2 tRNA genes are annotated in these 349 nt (G+C 38.4%); both read right to left on the bottom strand.

Annotated elements, in window-relative coordinates:
* Nucleotides 1-46: 46 nt before the first annotated feature.
* Nucleotides 47-120, bottom strand: a tRNA-Ala gene (locus Q4548_RS16770).
* 119 nt (nt 121-239) lie between these two features.
* Nucleotides 240-316: transfer RNA gene (locus Q4548_RS16765), tRNA-Ile, on the bottom strand.
* Nucleotides 317-349 lie beyond the last annotated feature (33 nt).

Raw genomic sequence — 349 nt, 5'->3', positions numbered from 1 at the left:
TTAGTATTAACTTTGTACTCTTTACTTAGTACTTTGTACTAAATTGTGGAGAATATCGGAGTCGAACCGATGACCTCTTGCGTGCAAGGCAAGCGCTCTAGCCAGCTGAGCTAATCCCCCATTACTAGTAAATTAGTATCTGGTAGTTAGTAGTTAGACTAATAACTACTACTCATCTTCTAGAATTTCCTTTATACAATCTATTGTGTCTTTATTCTGCCTAACTAACAAGCTTGGCTTGGTAGTCTCGGGCAGACTCGAACTGCCGACCTCTACATTATCAGTGTAGCGCTCTAACCAGCTGAGCTACGAGACTCAATATGTGATTGTATTTATATTATAAAAAAAA

The sequence above is a fragment of the Wenyingzhuangia sp. 2_MG-2023 genome, assembly GCF_030548295.1.
Classification (GTDB): domain Bacteria; phylum Bacteroidota; class Bacteroidia; order Flavobacteriales; family Flavobacteriaceae; genus Wenyingzhuangia.
This window is presented reverse-complemented; position numbering and strand designations above follow the sequence as displayed.